At 65.8% G+C, this 456-nt stretch carries 1 protein-coding gene; it reads right to left on the reverse strand.

What is annotated here, in order from left to right; translation table 11 throughout:
• Window positions 1-456 (reverse strand): AbgT family transporter (locus B4F73_RS08420; protein ID WP_290482999.1); only part of this gene is annotated, 456 nt, incomplete at both ends.

Raw genomic sequence — 456 nt, forward strand, 5'->3', positions numbered from 1 at the left:
TACGCATTGCCGGCAATGTTCATCGTCCAGCCCGCATCGATATTGCTCGCGCCATAGGCGGCCTCGGTGATGCCGAACAGCAGCGCGTCCAGCTGGCCCGGCGAGATATTGGCGGAAAACCCGCCCGACACGCCCGCAAAGGCCGCGGCAATCCCGGCCAGCGGGTGGCGCCCGGCCGAGGCAAACAATATGCCCGCCAGCGGGATCATTACGACATAGCCCGCATCGGCGGCATGGTTCGACAGCATCGCCACCAGCGCGACCAGCGGCGTCAGCAGGAATTTCGGCGCATTGCGCACCGCCGCCCGGATCGCGCTCGAAAACAGCCCTGAGCGCTCTGCCACGCCCGCGCCCAGCATCACGACCAGCACATAGCCGAGCGGATGGAAGTGCGTGAACGTCTTCGGCATATCCACCCAGAGGCGCTGTATGTTCTCGGCCGAGAACAGGCTCGCC

Origin of the sequence: Hyphomonas sp. UBA3601 (assembly GCF_002375605.1) — a bacterium.
GTDB lineage: Bacteria > Pseudomonadota > Alphaproteobacteria > Caulobacterales > Hyphomonadaceae > Hyphomonas.